Annotated in this window: 13 protein-coding genes; 9 read left to right on the plus strand and 4 right to left on the minus strand. The window is 61.4% G+C overall.

Annotated features, from left to right (window positions below; genetic code table 11):
• Positions 1 to 134: 134 nt before the first annotated feature.
• Positions 135 to 794: a peptidoglycan editing factor PgeF gene (gene pgeF, locus FBR05_05825; GenBank protein ID MDL1871705.1), complete on the plus strand. Its 660-nt coding sequence runs from the start codon at positions 135 to 137 to the stop codon at positions 792 to 794.
• On the opposite strand, the gene FBR05_05830 is transcribed toward pgeF, so the two are convergent.
• On the minus strand, positions 767 to 2,167 hold the full coding sequence (locus FBR05_05830; GenBank protein MDL1871706.1) for a TldD/PmbA family protein: 1,401 nt from the start codon (positions 2,165 to 2,167) through the stop codon (positions 767 to 769). The two genes, pgeF and FBR05_05830, sit on opposite strands and share 28 nt — an antisense overlap.
• Positions 2,168 to 2,310: 143 nt before the next feature.
• Between FBR05_05830 and mtnP the strand changes: the two genes are divergently transcribed.
• From mtnP to recO, 3 genes are read left to right on the plus strand one after another with little or no spacing between them, the layout of a single operon-like run.
• The gene (gene mtnP / locus FBR05_05835; GenBank protein ID MDL1871707.1) at positions 2,311 to 3,171 is read left to right on the plus strand and encodes an S-methyl-5'-thioadenosine phosphorylase; all 861 of its coding nucleotides are present in this window, start codon (positions 2,311 to 2,313) and stop codon (positions 3,169 to 3,171) included.
• The gene (locus FBR05_05840; protein ID MDL1871708.1) at positions 3,171 to 3,539 is read left to right on the plus strand and encodes a hypothetical protein; all 369 of its coding nucleotides are present in this window, start codon (positions 3,171 to 3,173) and stop codon (positions 3,537 to 3,539) included. Before mtnP ends, FBR05_05840 begins: the two co-directional genes overlap by 1 nt.
• The gene (gene recO, locus FBR05_05845) at positions 3,521 to 4,234 is read left to right on the plus strand and encodes a DNA repair protein RecO (GenBank protein MDL1871709.1); all 714 of its coding nucleotides are present in this window, start codon (positions 3,521 to 3,523) and stop codon (positions 4,232 to 4,234) included. The genes FBR05_05840 and recO overlap by 19 nt, the downstream gene beginning before the upstream one ends.
• 1 nt (position 4,235) lies before the next feature.
• On the opposite strand, the gene FBR05_05850 is transcribed toward recO, so the two are convergent.
• Both FBR05_05850 and FBR05_05855 read right to left on the minus strand, forming a co-directional pair.
• The gene (locus FBR05_05850; GenBank protein ID MDL1871710.1) at positions 4,236 to 7,352 is read right to left on the minus strand and encodes a hypothetical protein; all 3,117 of its coding nucleotides are present in this window, start codon (positions 7,350 to 7,352) and stop codon (positions 4,236 to 4,238) included.
• Positions 7,349 to 10,381 (minus strand): hypothetical protein, encoded by a 3,033-nt coding sequence (locus FBR05_05855; protein ID MDL1871711.1) that lies wholly within the window; start codon positions 10,379 to 10,381, stop codon positions 7,349 to 7,351. Before FBR05_05855 ends, FBR05_05850 begins: the two co-directional genes overlap by 4 nt.
• Before the next feature lie 495 nt (positions 10,382 to 10,876).
• On the opposite strand from FBR05_05855, the gene FBR05_05860 reads away from it, so the two are divergent.
• Both FBR05_05860 and FBR05_05865 read left to right on the plus strand, forming a co-directional pair.
• Positions 10,877 to 12,934 (plus strand): PEGA domain-containing protein, encoded by a 2,058-nt coding sequence (locus FBR05_05860; GenBank protein MDL1871712.1) that lies wholly within the window; start codon positions 10,877 to 10,879, stop codon positions 12,932 to 12,934.
• Between the two features lie 68 nt (positions 12,935 to 13,002).
• Positions 13,003 to 13,911 carry a diguanylate cyclase gene (locus tag FBR05_05865; protein ID MDL1871713.1) on the plus strand — a complete coding sequence of 303 codons (909 nt, stop codon included), beginning with the start codon at positions 13,003 to 13,005 and terminating at the stop codon, positions 13,909 to 13,911.
• Here FBR05_05865 and FBR05_05870 read toward each other — a convergent pair.
• Positions 13,901 to 14,512, minus strand: coding sequence for a response regulator (locus FBR05_05870; GenBank protein ID MDL1871714.1), 612 nt, complete (start codon positions 14,510 to 14,512; stop codon positions 13,901 to 13,903). The two genes, FBR05_05865 and FBR05_05870, sit on opposite strands and share 11 nt — an antisense overlap.
• A 125-nt stretch (positions 14,513 to 14,637) precedes the next feature.
• On the opposite strand from FBR05_05870, the gene FBR05_05875 reads away from it, so the two are divergent.
• From FBR05_05875 to FBR05_05885, 3 genes are all read left to right on the plus strand, one after another.
• Positions 14,638 to 15,594 (plus strand): M48 family metallopeptidase, encoded by a 957-nt coding sequence (locus FBR05_05875; GenBank protein MDL1871715.1) that lies wholly within the window; start codon positions 14,638 to 14,640, stop codon positions 15,592 to 15,594.
• A 110-nt stretch (positions 15,595 to 15,704) separates the two neighbouring features.
• The gene (locus FBR05_05880; protein ID MDL1871716.1) at positions 15,705 to 16,097 is read left to right on the plus strand and encodes a transcriptional repressor; all 393 of its coding nucleotides are present in this window, start codon (positions 15,705 to 15,707) and stop codon (positions 16,095 to 16,097) included.
• Positions 16,098 to 16,105: 8 nt separating this feature from the next.
• Positions 16,106 to 16,366 carry a ferrous iron transport protein A gene (locus FBR05_05885; GenBank protein MDL1871717.1) on the plus strand — a complete coding sequence of 87 codons (261 nt, stop codon included), beginning with the start codon at positions 16,106 to 16,108 and terminating at the stop codon, positions 16,364 to 16,366.
• Position 16,367 lies beyond the last annotated feature (1 nt).

The raw sequence follows: 16,367 nt of genomic DNA on the forward strand, positions 1-16,367 counted from the left end.
AAGGAAACGCCTTTCCAGCTCCTGCACGCCTGGCGCTTGAGCTTCGAGCACCCCGTCTCAGGGAAGGAGATGAGCTTCGAGGCGCCGATGCGCGCGGAGATGGAGAATTTCCAAAAAATGTTGGAGAAGAACCCATGATCCCTTTCGAGCCCTTCGATAAAATTCGCGGCGCTTTCCTCGGCGCCGGTTATGGAGACCTCAGCGGGGAATTCTTCGAGGTCAAGCAGGTCCACGGCGACGGGATCGTCGTCTTGCGGGAGGCGCGCGACATTGCCAGGCACGCGGGGCGGGAGGCCGACGCGGTGATCTGCGCGCGTTGGGCGGTCCCGATCGCGGTCCGCACCGCCGACTGCGTGCCGGTCTTCATCGCCCACCCCAAACGGGTCATCGCCGTGGTTCACGCCGGCTGGCGCGGGACCGTCGCGGGCATTCTGGAAAAGACCCTGGCGAAGATGCGCGACTCCTTCGACCTGGACCTGTCCGAGGCGGCGCTGGCCGTCGGTCCGGCCATCGGCCCGGAGTGCTACGAGGTGGGCGAGGACGTGGCCGCGGCCTTTCGCGGCCGCGGGGACTCGGCTTTCCTGAAGGAGCTCGAAAACGGAAAGTTTATGCTGGATCTCAAGGCGGCCAACGCCGCCCAGGCCAGGCGGCTGGGCGTGGCCGTGGAAAATATCGAATTGAGGCCGGAGTGCACCCGCTGCGAGGCGGAGCGCTTCCACTCGCACCGCGCGGCCCTGGCGCGCGGCGAGGCCAAGGCCGGGCGCAACTACTCTTGGCTCATGATCTCGCCTTGACCTCCGACGATCAACTCGGGGATGCGCAGGGTGGGTTGGGCGTCGGCGACCGGGACGCCCTGACCGTCCTTGCCGCAGGTGCCCAGGCCGTAGCCCAGGTCGCTGCCGACGCGGTCGATGGTTTGAAGCACCTGGGGGCCGTTGCCCGTCAGCGTGGCGCCCCGCACGGCGTGCTCGAGCTTCCCCTTGCGGATCAAGAAGCCCTCGCCGACCTCGAAGACGAAGTCCCCGTTCACCGTGTTGACCTGTCCCGAGCCCATCCGGGTGACGTAGAGCCCCCGCTCCACCTCCCGGAGGATCGCGGCGGGATCGTCCTTGCCCGGGGCGATCATCGTGTTGGTCATGCGGACGATGGGGCGGTGGCGGTAGGACTCGCGGCGGCCGTTGGCCGTGGAGGGAACCCCGTCGCGCTCGGCGTAAATCCGGTTGTACATGTAGTTCTTCAAGACGCCGCGGTCGATGAGGACGTTGCGGCGCGCGGGCGTCCCTTCGTCGTCGAAGAGGAAGGAGCCGCGCTTTCCGGGCAGCGTCGGATCGTCGAGGACGGTGATGAGCGGATTGGCCACCGCCTCGCCCAGGCGGCCCTGATAGACGGAAAGTCCCTCACGGGCGAGGTCGGCCTCGAGGCCGTGTCCCACCGCCTCGTGTACCAAGGTACCTCCGGCCTCCGCCGCCACCACCACGGTCATCGGTCCCGAGGGGGCGAGGGGGGCCTCGAGGAGGCGCAGGGCCCGGCGCCCGGCCAGCTCGGCGACCTCGAGGGCGCGGTCGCCGTCGAGCAGCTCGAAGCCCGCGGTGCCGCCCAAGGGCTCGTAGCCGGTCTGGACCTCGCCGTCCTCGGCAGCCACGGCCTGGACGACGAAGACCAAATAGGTCTGGCGGTCCTCGCAGAATTCCCCGCGGGAGTTGGCGATGCGGATGTGCCGCAGCTGGTCGCGGTAGCTGGTAGTGACCTGGCGGATCCGAGGGTCGAGCCCCCAAGTCAGGGCGTCGGCTTCTTGCAAAATCTTGATTTTCTTCTCGAGGGGGACGCCGCTCGGGTCGACGGCCACGATTTGCTTCCAGGTCGGGGCGAGGCCGCGTAGGACGATATCTTGCTCCCAGGTCCCCGCCCGCACCGCGTCGGCGAGGCTGTCGGCCAGGGCGAGCAGGGCCGCTTCGCTGATGTCGTTGGTGTAGGCGTAGGCCGTCTTGCCGCCGTGCAGCACCCGCAGGCCGACGCCGGCGTCGGCGCCGTTTAGGACCTTTTCGAAGCGCCGGCCTTCGCGTACGACGTGGGTGTTGCGGCTCGTCTCCTCGAAGAGCTCGGCGAAGTCGCCGCCCCGGCGCAGGGACCGTCGCAGGATGCGGGGAATATCCATGTTTTCAATCATGAAAAATTTATATCAAATCCGGGCGCTTATGGCTATGACCGGGTGGCGGAAAAATCACGGGCGGTCGGGCCGGAGGGCGGCTTCATAATCGCTTGACCTTTCCGGCCGACTTAGAAAAGAAATTCTCATCCTGAGGTGAATTTATGAAACAACCAAAAATCGCGATCATCGGGGGCAGCGGCCTCTACGAAATGGAAGGCCTGAAGGTCCTCGAGGAGCGTTCCGTCGAGACGCCCTACGGCGATCCCTCGGACGATTTCGTCATCGGAGAGCTCGAGGGAGTGACCGTGGCCTTCCTGGCCCGCCACGCCAAGGGACACCGCCTCCTGCCGGGCGAGCTCAACTTCCGGGCCAACATCTACGCGATCAAGAAGCTGGGCTGCGAGTTCATCCTGTCGGTCTCCGCCGTCGGTTCGCTGAAGGAGGAGATCGAGCCGGGGCATCTGGTGATGGTCGACCAATTCATCGATCGCACCTTCGGCCGCCACGGCACCTTTTTCGGCGAGGGCATCGTCGCCCATGTCGCCTTTGCGGACCCGGTCTGCCCCGACCTGCGCCGCAAGCTGCACGAGGCCGCGGGGGCCGCGGGCGCGACCTCTCATGAGAAGGGCACCTACGTCTGCATGGAGGGACCGATGTTCTCGACCCGGGCGGAGTCGCGGCTCTATCGCTCCTGGGGCGCGGACGTCATCGGCATGACCAACTTGCAGGAGGCCAAGCTCGCCCGCGAGGCCGAAATATGCTATGCGACGATGGCGCTTTCCACCGACTACGACTGCTGGCACGAGGAGCACGACAGCGTCACCGCCGACATGGTGATCGCGACCCTGCAAAAAAACGTCAAGACCGCCCAGCAGGTGATCCGAAAGGTGCTGCCGACGGTCGTCGCGCCGCGCGACTGCGTCTGCTCCCGGGCCTTGCGCAACGCCATCGTCACGAATAAGCTCTTGGTTCCGGAGAGCACGAAGAAAAAACTCAAACTGATCTACGGTAAAAACCTGTAATGTCCGAGACCCACGAATCGATCGGCTCCCATCTCCGTCGGGAGCGCGAGCTGCGCAAGATCCCGCTCGAGGAGGTGGCCGAGCAGACCCGCGTCAAGCTGGAATACCTCCAGGCCATCGAGTCCGAGCATTTCGAAAAGTTGCCCGGGATGACCTTCGCCCGCGGCTACCTCAAGGCCTATGCCTCCTATATCGGACTTTTGCCCGAGGACGTCCTGCTCCGTTTCGAGGATTTCCTGGGCAAGCTCTCCGGCGGTTCCGTCCCGCGCAGCGAGCGCTCTCACACCAAGCTCCTGATCGGCCTGGTGGCCTTGCTGGTCCTGTTCGGAGCCGGTACTATCCTGGTGCTATGGTGGTTAAAAAAATAGGCGAATCGCTCAAGGACCAGGCATTCCTGCTGCGCTCCGTCCCTTACGGCGACGACCACCGGATTCTGAGTTTCCTCACAGCCTCGCACGGCCGAGTCGAGGCCATCGCCCTGGGTGCTCGGAAGAGCGCCAGGCGCTTCTCCGGCGTCCTCGACTTCCTGCACTGTCTCGAGATCGAGACCCAGGTCCCTCGGCGCGGCGGACTCTCCCAATTGCTGCACTGCGAGCTGCGCGAGCCCTACGAGGGGGTGAGGGCAGATTACGAGGCCACCATCATCGCGCTGAAATGGATCCGGACGGTGTCCCGGGTGGTGCCGGAGGGGCAGAGCGTGCCGGGGCTCTTCGCCTTGTTGCAAGAAGGTCTCTCCAGCCTCGCCGTCTACCGCCGCGATTGGGTCGACGTAGTCTTCCTGCGGCAATTGTTGGGCCGACTGGGTTTTTTGCTTGATCTCTCCCGCTGCGTCCTCTGCCATCGCGACCGAGCGGAGGCCTTTTACTTCAGCGCGGAGGAGGGAGGGCTGCTTTGCGAGGCCTGTCACCGCGGGCCAAAGGTCCAGCCCCTGGCGGGTGCGATTCCGGGAGATTTTTGGGAGCGTGAGTCCGGCGCCTCGGGGGAGGAGGGGGATTGGCTCCGGGCCTCGCGGGCCATCTTCGCCGCTGGCTTCCGCCATTACCTCGGCGTCGACCCGGAGTAGCTCACTTCTTCTTTTTGGGCCGCGTCCCGCGGTGGCTAAGGTCTTCGTCCTCGAGGTTGAACTCAAAATCCCCGCCGCGCTGCGAATCCTTGAAGTAGAGCTCGAGCTCGATGGGGTCCTTCCCGGTGGTGATCACTTTCGGCGAGAGCGTGAGGGACGGCAGCCGGAATTTCGCCTTCTGGGTCTGGCCGCCGACCTCGAAGAGCTGAATCAACAGGTTGTTGACCTGGGTGGTCTTGCCGTCGGAATCCGTCGAGATGTCGAGCTTCTCCAAGCGCAATTCGCTGTCGACCTTCTCGTCGGGAAGCTTGCCGTCGATCTTGCCGATCGCCGGAAAGGTGCCGCGCAGCCAGCCGAAGATGGGGAACTTGGCCCAGATCTTGGCGCTCGCCTGGATCTGGGTGATGGAGATGTCGTTGACCTTCAACTTGCGCAGGTCGGGTTTTCGGCCGGTCGCCGGATCGGGTCGGACAAACTCGAAGCCCTCCAAGTCCTTGATCTCGAGCTTGGCCTCGGCGATGTCCATCTCGGTCTTGACGGTGCCGGCGTAGGGGAACTTTTTCAGCTCCGCCTTTCGCACCGAGGGATCGTCGCGGAACAGCAATTTGGAAAAGGTTCCGGTGATCTTCAGGGGACCGGGTTTCTCCTGGCCTTCGAGCTTATGCAAGGCGATCAGATCGGGGCCGATCTCGAGCTCGCCCGCGCCGACGATGCCGATGTCCTTCATGACGCCCTCGATCGTGAAGCCCTTGGTGGCCAGTTCGACTTGGGGGATGTCGATTTCTTTGATGTGCAGATCGAGGTTGCCCTTCACCTTGCCGACCAGCCCCGATTCGGTCTTCTCGAGTTGGATCCGGCCGTTTGTCACCTTGGATTCGTCCAGCTCGACATGGGGTAGGTGGCCCGATTTCAGGGTGGCCTTTTGGACGTCGATGTCCACGGAAAACTTCGCCTTCGGCGCTTGTCCCACGGCGCCGGAGGAAGGGAGCTCGAGGCCCAGGTCGAAGGTGCTTTCGCCCAGCACGGTGTCGGCCAGCTTGAAGTCGCCCAATTGCGGGTGGACCACCGAGAAATCGTTGATTTCCCCTGAGAACTTGATCTTCGTGTCGATCTTGTCGCCGCCGGGGTTCTTTTCGTAGTTGAGGGAGAAGAGGCTCAGCTTGCTCTTGCCGGAGGTGTGGAATTCATAGCCTTCCTTAGGGTTCTTGTAGTCGACCTTGCCGTTGCTCGTGGTGTCGGTCATCGTGAAGTCGACGCGATCCTTCTTGCTCATGTCGACCTTGACGGCCTCGATGCGGCCCTTGTCGACGACGATGCCTCCCTCGTCCCGCTTGAAGGAAAGATTCACGCCTTCCAGGCCCTTGATGTCGAAGATGGGCCCGTCCGTGCCGCGGGTGACGGTGATCTTCTCGATCTCGCTCTTGCCGAAGGACGCTTTGCCGCCGGTCGAGGCGTCTTCGAGGGTCAATCCGTCCACGGCCAGCCCGTTGAAGGTGAAGGACTTGGTGCCGCTGACGGTGGCGGACTTGATGACCGGCTTGACCAGAGTCGCCTTGAGGCCGCGGTCCGGCCGCTCGAAGGTCAGCTCGTCGGCCTCGATGCCCGTGACCTGGATGTCGCCCAAGAGCTTTTCGAAGAAGGCGGAGTGGTCTTTCTTGGGCGTCTTCGCGTCGGCCTCTTCGGCGGCCTCCATCTCCAGCTGGTCGAGGACGTCCCCGTAGCTGCGATTTTCATCCGCGGCGATTTTTTTGGCCTTCGCCTTCAGCTCGGCCTTTTTCTCGCAATCCAGCGTCTTGTCGGCATGGCTTTTCGGGGCGCTGCCGAATTCTTTCATGATGTCCGCGAGCGGTGGCAGCTTGAGGACGACCTTGCCGGCCTTCAGTCCCTTGGCGCCGATGGTGTAGCCGCCCTGGTTGAAGCGGAAGCTGGGGATGTCCTTCAACTCGATCTCGACGGTCAGGCCCGTGAGGTCGCCCTTGACCTTGATGCGGTTGACACCGCCGTCGCCCAGGTCGATGTGGCCCAACCCGCCCAGCGGGATGGAGGTCTTCTTGAAGCGGATCTCGGCGGAGAGGTCCTTCGGGGCGGTCCAGGCGATCAGGTCGGGCTTGGCGTTAATGGAATTGGGCCGGACGTACTTGGCTCCCGGCAGCTTGTCGTAGCAGCCGTCGGCGAGGATGTAATCGGGGTTGTGCGGCCGCGGCATGGGCAGGAGCCGCCACAGCCTGTCCAGCCGGCGCGGGAGCTGGAAGGGCTCGATGCCCAGCTTTTTGTAGATGTCCTTGTCCAGGATGCCCCAGGCCTTGAGCATGTTCTCGCTGATGTCGAAGTTTACGCCCGGGCCGGCGTCGTCGTAGAGCCAGCCGATGGGGCGCATGATCAGGCGGCTCGATTTTTCGGAGTGGGGCACCGATTTGCCGATCGGTGTGTCGAAGGAGGGGTTGGCCGCGTCGCGGAAGTCCTTGCCGCTCTCGAAGGGGTCGTCGCGCTGGAATTTTAAGGCCCCTTCCGCGTTTTTGTCGAGGGGGTGGGTTAGGAAGAATCCGTTGATCCGGTTTCCGGTGCGGCCGGGGTATTTTTTATACAGCACCGTGAATTTGTGGAATTCGCTGAAGGTCTTTCCCTCCACCGGGCGGACCTCCACGTGGGCGTCGGCGTAAGTGCCGGCTTCGAACTGGTTGTGGCATTTTTCCTTGCCGGCGTCGTAGCGTTCTTTGGTGACCACCTCCGAGTAACGGCAGCCCTTTTCCCCGCCGTTCACCAACATGTCGTTCAAGTCCACGTCCATCGAGTCGATCGCCATGACGATGTCGGTGACCAACTGCCCGGTGTCGCTGGGACGCCACTTGGCGGGAGTGGGCGGGGGTGTGAAGTTCGCGACGGGGGAGGTGAACTTCGGCGTGTAGATCCCGGGGATGCGGAAGTTCGAGTAGACGGGCACCGTGGGAAAGCCCAGGCCGGACAACAGCGGCGACGCCTTCAGGAAGCTGGATTGACCCGGCTTGGAATAATCGAAGACCGGCTCGAAGAGCGGGGTATGGAAGGTGAAGGGCTCTTGGAAGCCGTATTCCAGGAGCGCGGAGCCGGGTTTGCTCTCGGGAATCTTTGGAGGCGTCATGGCGTCTTTCCTCCCTCGGTTTTCTTGGCTTCCTCGGCCTTGCGGGCCTCTTCGGCCTTCCGCTCCTCGGCTGCCTTGGCGGCGACGTATTCTTCCATCTTTTTCTCATAACCCTTTGGCGTGTAGGGCAAGTGGTCGTGGGTCATGATCCAATTCAACACCTTGCCGTTGTCGATGATGACGTTGAAGACGCGGGCGAAGGCCGGGTCGACCTTGGTGGAGAGCTTGAAGGCGCCGTTGATCCGCTCTTTGTCGGGATCCACGCCGAGGATGTTCCACAAGGTCCAGGTGGTCTTGGAGAAGATCGGGATCTCGACCAGCCGCGTCGCGTCGCGCGGATCGTCTTTGGCCAGCCGCAGGAAATCCGCGCCGCGCAGGTGGATGTCGCCCTCGCCGCCGGCGTCGCCGGCCAACGTGAGCAGGCCCTTGCCGCGAAAGGCGTCGTAGTCCATCTTCCAGAAGCCGCGCAGCGCCCCGTCGACGTCGACACCGGTGATGCGGCCGCCGGTGGCCTTCACCATCTTCTCGTGGGTGAAGCCCAGGAAACCGAAATTGAGGTTGAGGTTTTTGATTTCGAAGGTCGGCGTGGCGCCGTCGATCTCTAGGGTCAAGGGACTCTTCTTCTTGAAGTTCACCTGCTCGATCCAAACGGGCCCGCGGATCACCCCCGTCTTGGGCATTTCCTTCCAGGGATTGGCCGTAAATTTGAGGTTGGGCACCGTATACAGGAAGCCTCCGTTTTTGGTCGGCTCCAGGCTGGCATTCAGCTCGAGTTTGGGTGAGCTCAGGTGGATACCGGGGAAATCCAACGATTTGGCCTTAGCCTCCACCGCAAAGGAGGTTTGGTCGCCGATCAAGTTCCGGTCGAATTTGATTTCCAACCCTTCGAGCGGACGTCGCTTCAGGGTGCCGGCGGGGTCGGTCTCGCGGCTGTCCAAGGCCACCTTGATTTGGGTGGAGTCCGGCCGATGGCTGCCGCTCAGGTTGAGGCTCCAGGCCTCCGGATTGCCGCCGACGCGGACGGCCTGCATCGTCAGCTCGGCGGTGAAGGCCTTGGCCAACTCGGAGAAGTCGTAGAGGCCGTCGAAGTCTTTGGGCACCATCATGCCGCCGTCGATCCGCAGCGAGCTGTAGGAGCCCCCCGCCATTTCCGGCACTTCGATCTTGGTCACGAAGGCGGATGGGGAATTCGCGGCGGGAACCGGCGACCACAAGCCGTCGTCGAAGACTTCGACGGAGGCCCGCGACCAACGTTGGCCCTTTTCGGTGACGATCTCGAGATCGCTCAGGCGCAGGTGCGTGCCGTTGGGCTCGGGGACCCATAATGTCTTCTCGGAGTTGCTGCCGTCTTCGAGGGTCTCGACGACGATCTTCGGGACGAGCCGCATCCCCCCTTCGATTTTTCCGTGCAAGGTGACCTCTCCGACCATGGGGAGACGAAGGCGAAGCCCCTCCATGCGCAGGTTGACCTCCGCGGTGAGGCCCACGCCGGGTTCGCCACGGACGAGCAGGGCGGGTTTAGACGCGTAGGGGATTTCAAAAGGATCCGGAAGCCCCGTGATGCGGCCTCCGAGAATGGCGAATTTTCCGGGCTTGGTAGGGTCCAGGCGGAAGTGGCGCTGGAGCTTGCCCACTAGGCCGAGGAGGCTGGGCGTGCCCTTTTCCTGGGCGCCGCCGTATTCCATGCGGCCGAATTCGATCTCGAGGTTGTCGAGGCGGAGCTCCTCCAGGTTGTCGAGACGGAATTTGGAGTCTCCGGTCGAGCGATAGCTCAGCCCCAGGTCGCCTTTCAGTTCGGTGATGTCGATGCCGCCCGGGCTATATAAGCGAGTGATGTGCAGCGGGGCCATGAGCGCCAGACTGACGTCTTTCAGGTTCTTAACGCTCAGCTGAGTTTCGAGCAGGTTCTTGTCCGGTTCGTCCGCGAATTCGACGTAGAGGTTTTTGAAAAGAAGTCGGCCGGGGTGCAGGCGAGCGCGCAGCGACACGGTCTCGAAGAGTTTCTGCAGGATGGCTTGTTGGGCCTCGTCCTGCTTCTTGTCCGAAGGACGGACGTTTTTTTGGTATTCCGTCACCGCCTCGTAGAGCTGGTTGAAGGAGAGGCGGTCGGGAAATTTTCCTTCGCGTGCCGTGTTGAAGAAATAGGGGATTGTCTTCAGCCCCAGCTTATCCGTTGCGGCTTGGTATTCCGAAAAATTAACGGCCTCTCCGGTGGCGACCCGGTAGGCCACGGGCATCTTTTCCAGGATCAGGGAAGTGAGGTCCAAGTCGTAGCTGTCGGGATCGTAGGGGTTGGGGGCCGCCGAGCGGAGCAGCTTTTGCAAAGTCGGGTTTAATTTTCCGAGTAGGAACTCATTGGTGAAGGCCAGTGGAAAGCCCGCGTTGAGCAAGGGATCGGCCAATTGCAGGGTGACCAGAAGCCGTCCGTCGCGGACAGAGGCGCCCCGGAACTTGACCCCGAGCAGGCCGGCGATACCCAGGTCCAAATTTTGGGTGCTGAGCAGGTCCAGGCCGTCGAGCTCAAGTCCGACGTCCTCGTCCTTGAGCTCGATCTGAAGCCCCTCGCAGGCCTCGAATCCCGATCCGCTCGGCTTGGCCGGCCCGGCGCAGAGTTGGGCGTCGTGGGGCACCTCGAGCTTGAATTTCGGAAAATCGGCCGGCCCCTTCAGCCCGAGAAAGACGTCCAACGAGGTGTCGCGCACTTCCAAGGGAAAGGTCCCCTGGCGGGAGAGCAACAAGGTGTCGAGGTAGTTTTGCCCCTTCAAGTAAGGATTGACCTGAACGATGTCCTGGTAGGTCTTCAGCGAATCGGGCCAATAGATCTCGGCCGGGCAGTCGCTGGGCGAAGGGAGAAACTTAAGATTGTCGGGATTAAGAGGTTCGAGTGTCGAAAGGCCGAGCGAGGCTCCGTTGGAAACACTGGAATCGCCGTGACAATTCGCGCATGCCTTCGGAGAGTAGAAATCCTTAGGAGGGAGGGTCCCATAGGCACCCAGTCCCTTCCCGGTTGTGCCGCCCGGTGGACTCATGCCGCCCTTTTAACAAAGTGCGTTAAAAAACAACAAATACCTAGACTTATCCTCGGTTGTTGGAAGGGGAAGTTGCTAGCTTAAGGGGTGGAAGGCTGGCAATCTTAAAATGCTAATTCACTGAAAGGTTACTTTGAAAGTTTGCAAAGAGGAGGGAGGTGATAACTACCGGCAATCTCTACTTTAAGATTGCCGGTAGTTGGTAGGATAGTGGGTGGGGTTAGAAAGAATAGAAAGAAGTAGAAAAAAATTTGAAGTGAAGAAAAACTTTAAATCCTTATGTCTTAGCGTTCCGAATACACCTCTAGATACTGCAAAGCTTTTGCCAATTACGGAAAGAAAGAAAAAATATTCTAAGTACTTGTATTTCGGTGATTTTATATTTAGATCCCAGGGCAGGGGAAGAGGGCGCCGCCTCGATTTGAGGGGGGCGCACCCCATTCGTGCCGGGAAGCGGGGGCATTCAAGCCCCAAAAAACAGCCTGCGAATCGCGTATGACCAAGCCAAGGCCCTTCGGCCACTATTTCATTTTAGAAAAGATCGCCCAAGGGGGGATGGCGGAGATTTTCAAGGGCTTGACCTACGACTTCAGCGGCCTGAAGAAATTCATCGTCATCAAGCGCATCCTGCCGCACATCGCGGTCAACAAAGACTTCATCAAGATGCTGATCGACGAGGCCAAGATCGCGGTCAAGCTCAGTCATGGCAACATCGCCCAGACCTTCGATCTCGGAAAGGTCGCCGACGACTACTTCATCGTGATGGAATACGTCGACGGCCGCACCATCAGCCAAATCTACAAGAAGACCGTCGAGTACAAGACCTTCATTCCCATCCCGATCTCCGCCTACGTGGTCTCCGAGATCTGCAACGGCCTCGACTACATGCACCGGCGCAAGGACGAGAACGGGCGCTCCCTCGAGATCGTCCACCGCGACATCAGCCCGCAAAACGTCATCCTGACCGAGTCGGGCAACGTCAAGATCGTCGACTTCGGCGTGGCCAAGGCGGCCTTCAAGCTCTCGGAGATGGAGCGGGGCGTCTTGAAGGGTAAGTTCGCCTACATGTCCCCCGAGCAGACGGAGGGCAAGAACATCGATTTCCGATCCGACATTTTCTCGACGGGCGTGGTGCTCTGGGAGATGCTCACCGGCAGGCGGCTGTTCAAGAAGAAGTCCAACCCCGAAACGATCGACGCGGTCCAAGCCATGACCGTCTTTCCCCCCAGCGCCTATCGCAACGAGATCCCCTCGGATTTGGACGAAATCGTGATGCGGGCGCTGGAGCGCGACCCGCAGCGGCGTTACGCGGCGGCGGCCGACATGTCCCTCGATCTGACCAAGTTCCTGCTGCGCCACTACCCGGAATTCAAGCCGACCCAGGTGGGCGATTTCCTCAAGGAGATTTTCGACAACGAGGAGAAAACCGGCGATCTCTATCAGGAAAAGACGATGCGCGAGGAGCTGACGGTTCGCGAGCGGGTCCGGCGGGAAGGCATGGAGGAAGAGGCACCGGACGTCGCCGAGGACACCATGATCGTCGATCCTCAGGAGCTGGACTTCCACTCGATCTTCGAGGAGATCGACGTCGAAGAGCTGAGCGACATCACGCGGGCCATCGGGTTGGGGGAAACCTCCCAGACCGGAGCCGCCCCCGCTGTCACTTTTTCGGAGGACTCCTCCTCGCAGGAAGAGGAGATCACCGGTGATCTCGAGGAGCCGGCGGCCCTGCCTTCTCCTCCGTCGCCGGATGTCGGACCGCCGCCCTCCAAGCCGATCTCTGCGCCCGAGGCCCCGCCGATCGCGCGCCGCCGCGAGCTCTTGGTGGTCCCCATGGTCCTCCTGCTCCTGCTGGCGGCCTTGGCGCTGTATCATTTCCTCTTGGCCTCGGCGCCCGGGGGCTTGAAGCTGTCCTTTCAACCGGCCGACGCCAAGCTGACGCTGGACGGCAAGGCGGTCGCGGGCTCGCCGCCGATCCACTTGCCGAACCTGCCGGCCCGGCGGCGGGCGGTCTTGAGCCTGGAGCGGGAGGGCTTCGAGACTTTGGAGCTTTCGCCTTATATCTTCCCCAATTGGACTCGCTCTTTGAACCTGAGTCTGACGAAAAGACCTCCCGGGCAGATCCAGCTGTTAAGCGACCCCGCCGGCGCCGATATTTATTTCAACGGCAAGGCCAGTGGCAAGCGCACCCCGGCCATCCTCGACTCGAAGGATCTGCAGTTCCCGGTCCTTTTGGCGCTCTCGCTGAACGGAACTCCGCAATGGGAGCGTCGGCTCGAGGCACCCCCGCGGGAGGCCCTGCGGATCTTCGCCGATCTCAAGGCGGCCCTGGGCAGTCTCGACGTTCAGAGCTCGCCCGCCGGCGCCCTGGTCAAAATTGACGGGAAGACGGTGGGCAAGACCCCCCTCCTGACGCATCCGGTTCCGGCCAATGAGACCCTCGATCTGACCCTCGACCTACCCGGATTCAAGCCTTACGCCAACGAGGTCTCCGTGGCCCCCGGCCAAAAGCTGCAGATCTACCACGCCATGGAAAAAAATCCCTCTCGTTGACCTTAATAATTTCCTCGGCTTATAATAAAAACGCTGCATCCCACTCACGGAAAGGGTTTTAGGTCGTCATGGGGATTGAGGGCTTCAAGGACGAAACCGTCGTCACCAGCATCGGGGCTTTGGAAGGGATTTCCGAAAAGGAGCCCGCGGTCGATTTCCTGGGCGGCCCCGCCATGGGGATGCAGGTCATTTTGGCGGAAGGCGAGGTGGTGGTGGGCCGCAGCAAGGACGCCAATATCGTCGTCGAGGACGAGGCCATCAGCCGTTGCCACTTCAAAATCAAGGTGCGCGACAAAATCGCCACCATCGAGGATCTCAACAGCACCAACGGCACCTTCGTCAACGGGATGCGGATCAAACAGCAGGTCCTCAAGGCCAACGACAAGATCCAGATCAGCTCAGCGACCGTGCTGCGCTTTTCCTACGTCGACACCATCGACAAAAACAGCCACGAGCGCTTCTACGAGATGGCCCTCTACGACCCGGTCACGGCGGCCCATACCAAGCGCTATTTTCTCGACCGCATTCAGCACGAGTTTGCGCATTCCGCCCGCCGGAACCTACCGTTGTCCCTGGCGATCTTCGACCTCGATTTCTTCAAGAAGGTCAACGACACCTACGGGCACCCGGCCGGGGACTACGTTTTGCATCGGGTATCCGAGATCACCAAGGGGATGATCCGCCGCGAGGACATCTTCGCCCGATACGGCGGCGAGGAGTTCGTAATCCTGATGCGGGACACCGAAGAGGCCGACGCGGTGGCTCTCGCCGAGAGGCTTCGAAAGAAAATCGCGACCTCCGATTTCGTCTTCGAGTCCAAGCGGATCCCGGTCACCGTCAGCATCGGGGTGTCCTGCCTGAAGGACGCCAACTTCAAGAGCTACGGCGACTTGATCCGTGCTGCCGACGAGTACCTCTATTTCTCCAAGTCGAACGGGCGCAACCGCGTCTCCGCCAAATCCCTGCTTACTTCTTGACGAACATGCTTTTGAAGAATTTTTTCAGCGATTCGAACTGCTGGGTGAGTTGTTCAAGGGCGGAGAGATCCTCGCCGCCTTCGGGGCGCGACGATTTCCCTTTCTTGCCGCGCTTGAGACGTTTCATGTGCTTGTTGATTTGTTCCATCTCGCCCAGGACTTTCTCCGCGTGCCGTTTTTGATGACTGAGATGCCGGCGGATTTCCTGGCTCTTCTTGTTTTGGTGGCTGCGGTGTTTGACGATGGCCCGTTTCAGGATGGCGGGGAGGGCCTCCAGGGCCTCGCGGGTTTTCACCACGTAATCCTCGGCGCCGGATTGGATCGACCGGGCCGCGATCTTTTCGTCGCCTTGTCCCGTGATGATGACGATGGGGATCTTCGGGGCGCGCTTGTGAAGCTCGCGGATGTGCTCGTCCCCGTCGACGCCGGGCAGGTAATAGTCGCTGAGGATGAGGTCGAAGGCTTTCCGTTCCATGACGCGGTAGGCGTCTTGGGCGCTAGGCGATAGCTTCAATTGAATCTTTCCGAACCCTTTTTGCAGCGAGCGTCGGATCAATTCGGCATGGTCTTTATTGTCTTCAATGAGCAAAATCCGCGTCATGGATCCCCAAACCTTGGACGGAGGCCGGCTAAGAATGTACAAGAGTGTAGGGGAGGAGGCTCAACCCAGTCAAAACCATTTTTCGCGAACCTCGAAATATTATATAGAAAGGTTCTAAAGCCCTTATGAAGCGCCTTCGCACGGCCATTTTGGTGAATTTCCTGCTCTGGACCGGCTTTCTGGGCTGCGCCCACGACTACGTGACGGGGAAGTCCAGCTATAATTGGTTCAAGCTGGACGACGACGTGAAGCTGGGGAAGCAGGTCCTCGGTGCGCAGCTCCAGGCCTTCGAGAAGAAAAAGGTCCCGGTGGACGAAAGCGGCGACAAGGCGATGCTGCAGCGCCTCCAGACCATCGTCAACCGCATCTCCAAGGTGAGCCACTTACCCGATCTGCCTTATGAGGTTCACCTGGCCGACGCCCCGGTTGTCAACGCCTGGGCCGCGCCCGGCGGAAAGATCATGGTGTACTCGGGCCTTTGGGATCCGAAAAAGGGCCTGGTCAACCAGGAGAGCGACGACGAGATCGCCGCGGTCCTGGCCCACGAGATCTCGCACGTCACCGCCCGGCATGTCACCGAGTCGCTCACCAAAAACATGACCATCATGCTCGCCGGGCAAGTCGCCGCCAGCGCGATCACGGCGGGCGCCTCCGCGCAGGGCGGGAATCTCTTCGGTCAGTTTTTCTCCGCCGGCTACAACATCTACGCGCCCAGCTACTCCCGGAAGAACGAATACGAGGCCGACCGTATTGGCCTCTTCTACATGGCCAAGGCCGGCTACGACCCGCGGGCCGCCGTGGCGCTTTGGAAACGCGCCGCGCAGAAGCGCGGCGATGCGACCAGCATCTTCGCCTCCCATCCCTCCAGCGGGGCCCGCGCCAAAGACCTCGAACGCTATCTCCCCCAAGCCCTCGAAATTTATCAGGATCCGCAAAAACCCTACCCCGACTTTCGGAAGCTCCCGGAAAAGGGGAAGGGCAAGGCCCAGGCCCAGGCCGTAAAAAACGCTCCCGAGTCCCGCCCCGCCGCGCCGTCGAAACCGGAAAATCCCGCCAGGCCTCCCGCCAAGAGCGACCTTTGAGAAACTCCTATTGACGCCCTCCTGGGGCGGGTGTAACTGATTTGAAAGTGGTTTTCAGCGGAGGCGGCATGGCCCATACCCAAGACCCCATGGAAGTCCTGAACCGGTATCTGGACGAACACGGGATGAAACACACCCGGCAGCGCGAGATCATCGTCACCGAATTTCTCAAGTCGAACAAGCACCTCCAAATCGAGGAGCTGCTCAACCAGGTGAAGAAGATCGAGCCCTCGATCGGCTATGTCACCGTCTACCGCACCCTGATGCTGCTCAAGGAGTGCGGGTTGGCGCACCAGCGCCACTTCGGCGACGGCAAATCGCTCTTCGAGAAGGCTGGCGATCACCACGACCACATGATCTGCATCAAGTGCGGCAGCATCAACGAGTTCGAGGACGACCGCATCGAAAAGTTGCAGGACCAGATCGCCAAGCGCATTAATTTCAAGATTGTCAGCCACCGCCACGAGATCTACGGCTGCTGCAGCCGATGCCAAAACGAGTAAGGATTCCCATGACCGGACGCGAGACATTGCCCGACCAGCCGCTGCCCCTCGGCCAGATGAGCAAGGGGCAGGGGGGCTACATCTGCCGCATTGAGGGGCCCGAGGCGACGGTGCGCCGCCTGCTCGAGATGGGCATGGTCGAAGAGGCCTATGTCGAGATCGTCCACGAGGCCCCCTTCGGCGGCGACCCGGTGGCGGTGCGCGTGCGCGGCGGCCTCTTGGCCCTGCGCCGACAAGAAGCGTCCTGCGTTACGGTGCGGAAGGCCTGAA

The sequence above is a fragment of the Deltaproteobacteria bacterium PRO3 genome, assembly GCA_030263375.1.
Lineage (GTDB): Bacteria > UBA10199 > UBA10199 > DSSB01 > DSSB01 > DSSB01.

What these genes read in the sequence shown, in the direction of transcription:
- pgeF (MDL1871705.1), top strand. Translation starts at nt 135, where the DNA reads ATGATCCCTTTCGAGCCCTTCGATAAAATTCGCGGCGCTTTCCTCGGC.
- FBR05_05830 (MDL1871706.1), bottom strand. Translation starts at nt 2,167, where the DNA reads ATGATTGAAAACATGGATATTCCCCGCATCCTGCGACGGTCCCTGCGC.
- mtnP (MDL1871707.1), top strand. Translation starts at nt 2,311, where the DNA reads ATGAAACAACCAAAAATCGCGATCATCGGGGGCAGCGGCCTCTACGAA.
- FBR05_05840 (MDL1871708.1), top strand. Translation starts at nt 3,171, where the DNA reads ATGTCCGAGACCCACGAATCGATCGGCTCCCATCTCCGTCGGGAGCGC.
- recO (MDL1871709.1), top strand. Translation starts at nt 3,521, where the DNA reads ATGGTGGTTAAAAAAATAGGCGAATCGCTCAAGGACCAGGCATTCCTG.
- FBR05_05850 (MDL1871710.1), bottom strand. Translation starts at nt 7,352, where the DNA reads ATGACGCCTCCAAAGATTCCCGAGAGCAAACCCGGCTCCGCGCTCCTG.
- FBR05_05855 (MDL1871711.1), bottom strand. Translation starts at nt 10,381, where the DNA reads ATGAGTCCACCGGGCGGCACAACCGGGAAGGGACTGGGTGCCTATGGG.
- FBR05_05860 (MDL1871712.1), top strand. Translation starts at nt 10,877, where the DNA reads ATGACCAAGCCAAGGCCCTTCGGCCACTATTTCATTTTAGAAAAGATC.
- FBR05_05865 (MDL1871713.1), top strand. Translation starts at nt 13,003, where the DNA reads ATGGGGATTGAGGGCTTCAAGGACGAAACCGTCGTCACCAGCATCGGG.
- FBR05_05870 (MDL1871714.1), bottom strand. Translation starts at nt 14,512, where the DNA reads ATGACGCGGATTTTGCTCATTGAAGACAATAAAGACCATGCCGAATTG.
- FBR05_05875 (MDL1871715.1), top strand. Translation starts at nt 14,638, where the DNA reads ATGAAGCGCCTTCGCACGGCCATTTTGGTGAATTTCCTGCTCTGGACC.
- FBR05_05885 (MDL1871717.1), top strand. Translation starts at nt 16,106, where the DNA reads ATGACCGGACGCGAGACATTGCCCGACCAGCCGCTGCCCCTCGGCCAG.